The organism is Mesorhizobium sp. M7A.F.Ca.AU.002.02.1.1 (genome assembly GCF_003998535.1).
Taxonomy (GTDB): domain Bacteria; phylum Pseudomonadota; class Alphaproteobacteria; order Rhizobiales; family Rhizobiaceae; genus Mesorhizobium; species Mesorhizobium ciceri.
Genome location: NZ_RZPB01000864.1, coordinates 1 through 2,302, shown reverse-complemented (window position 1 = coordinate 2,302; position 2,302 = coordinate 1). Strand labels below are relative to the sequence as shown.

The 2,302-nt window shown below is 62.5% G+C and carries 3 protein-coding genes and 1 pseudogene; 1 reads left to right on the top strand and 3 read right to left on the bottom strand.

The genetic code is table 11. The annotated features are described in order from the left end of the window. Together EN879_RS32505 and EN879_RS32500 are read right to left on the bottom strand one after the other, a co-directional pair. On the bottom strand, positions 1-506 hold a 506-nt coding region (locus EN879_RS32505; RefSeq protein WP_164774722.1), incomplete at its 3' end, for a YcjX family protein. A 63-nt stretch (positions 507-569) separates the two neighbouring features. Then, the gene (locus EN879_RS32500; protein ID WP_063167923.1) at positions 570-1,073 is read right to left on the bottom strand and encodes a histidine phosphatase family protein; all 504 of its coding nucleotides are present in this window, start codon (positions 1,071-1,073) and stop codon (positions 570-572) included. Positions 1,074-1,405: 332 nt separating this feature from the next. Here EN879_RS32500 and dksA point away from each other — a divergent pair, with 332 nt between their 5' ends. Beyond that, complete coding sequence (gene dksA, locus EN879_RS32495; protein WP_013531862.1) at positions 1,406-1,822, top strand: RNA polymerase-binding protein DksA; 417 nt, start codon at positions 1,406-1,408, stop codon at positions 1,820-1,822. Positions 1,823-2,007: 185 nt separating this feature from the next. On the opposite strand, the pseudogene EN879_RS32490 reads toward dksA, so the two are convergent. Next, a pseudogene (locus tag EN879_RS32490) lies at positions 2,008-2,302 on the bottom strand (hypothetical protein); the annotation flags it as partial.

Genomic DNA, 2,302 nt, shown 5'->3' with positions numbered 1-2,302 from the left:
GGCAGAACGGCCATCTCAAAGGCTTCGTGGGAAAAATCGGCGAAGGATTTGCCGAGCAGCGGCAGATCGAGCAGCCATTCGCCGGGATAATCGACGATATCGACCGACAATCTGCCCGAGGAAAACATGCGGCTCCAGCCGGAAGCCGATTCATATTCGATGGTCAGCCGCAGCTCCGAAATGGCGCGCGTCGAATCGGGCCAGACGCGGTCGTTGACCAAGGCTGCGATGTGGTCCTCGTACTGGAAACGCGGCACCGCGTCGTCGGGCTGCTGCTCGAGGAAGGCGCGCGCGATGCGCCCCGATTTCTGCGCCTCGAACAGCGGCAGGCGCCCGCCATGGATCAAATTGTGGACAAGGGCCGATATGAACACCGTTTTGCCGGCGCGGGACAATCCGGTCACGCCGAGGCGCAGCGATGGGGAAAAAAGCCCGGTGGCGCGGCCCGATAGCGTGTCGAGGGCAATCCTCGCCTCGTCGGTGAAGGTGGTCAGCGATGATGCCAAAATATGCTCTCTCGAACTTCGGTCCGTCCGATATAGGCGCTGCAACAAGGCTTTGAAATGGCTTCAGAGATCGGCCGGCGTCAGGAACGCTTCGAGATAGCCGGTGCCTTGGGCGGCGCTGGCAAGATCGCCGTCGAAGCGGACGACCGCCAGGCCCGCGGTCGGGAACCCATGGTTCAGCGTGGCCCGCGCAGCCTCGTCGCCGCCGCCCGAAACTGCCATGGCAAGGTCTTCCATCATCGGGTTGTGGCCGATGACCAGCAACGAGCCCGATCCGCCATTGTTCCTGATAAGGTTGAGATAACCGGCCGCGTCCGCGCTGTAGAGCCCGTCGAAGAACAGGACCCGGCCGGTGTCGGTCTGGCCGGCCAGGCCTTCCAGCGTCTCTTTGGCGCGTTTGGCGTTGGAGCACAGCGTCCGGTCCGGAACATAGAGGCGGGAGCGCATGGCGGCGCCTATCATTTCGGCATCGGCGCGGCCGGACGCATCGAGCGGACGGTCGAAATCGCGCATGCCGGGCAATGCCCAGCCAGCCTTGGCATGTCGCAACAGATAAAGCCTGCTCACCCAACCTCCGAATGCCGAAGCCTTCCGGGATTAGCCACGAGAACGGCGTCGCGCACAATGGCCCGTGCTCTTCAAACACGGCGAATCAGCCAACGCTGGCTGCTGCAAAATGCGCTTGCATATCGGCCCCGGGGGCACCGCGATCAGGGAAAATATGCGTCACCGGATCCAAAGTGTCGCGGCGGAGTTTGTACCAAAGCGACCGTACGCGGCTGCAAAGACGCGTGCCCGGGTACTTTAACAATTGCGTGAAACAGCGGCCGATTGCGCTTGTGCAGGCGTCGGACGACGAATATATAGGCGCCAAATTTGGGGCAGTTTGGGTGAGTCGAATGAACGACATCGTTACCGCCGATTACGTACCCTCCGAAGACGAGCCGTTCATGAACGAGCGGCAGAAATCCTACTTCCGCTCAAAGCTCGTCACCTGGAAGAATGACATATTGCGCGAAGCGCGCGAAACACTGGAAATCCTGCAGCAAGAAAACGCCAACCACCCCGATCTGGCCGATCGCGCCTCTTCGGAAACCGACCGGGCCATCGAACTCAGGGCCCGCGACCGTCAGCGCAAGCTCATTGCAAAGATCGATTCCGCCCTGCAACGCATCGACGAAGGCACCTACGGCTATTGCGAAGAAACCGGCGAGCCGATCGCGCTGAAGCGGCTCGATGCACGTCCGATCGCGACATTGTCGATCGAAGCGCAGGAGCGGCATGAGCGCCGCGAAAAAGTCTATCGCGACGACTGAAGCTCACGGCCGGCTGTCTCGAACGAACTCGATTCTGAAAATGGCCGGTTTTCCGGCCATTTTCATTGGTGCGGCATCCACCGCTCAGGGCGCGCGAAGATCGAAAACCCTCGGGGCTTCGGACGAGGTGGTTCGGCAGCCGGACCGGCGACGGTGTTTCGCGGGGATAGCGACCCGGCGGTCGCTCATTTCTTCTGGCTGGAGAGTTCACCGAGAAGCTTGGTCATCTCGTCGTCGAGCGACTGCGGCGCCGCCGGCTTGCCCACCTGGCCGCCCGAACGGGGCTGGTCCAGCGATACTTCAAGTTCTCTCATCAGCGTGTCGTCGATGCTGTCCTGCACCGGCTGCGGTGGTGGCGGGGCGTGCCGGGCGGTGTTGGCGTTGGCGGAGCCGTAGGCGGGCAACGGCGTGACATTGGTCGGCTGGTAGCTTTGCGTTGCCGGCTTCGGTGCAGGTGCCGGCGGCGCTGTCGGACGGGGG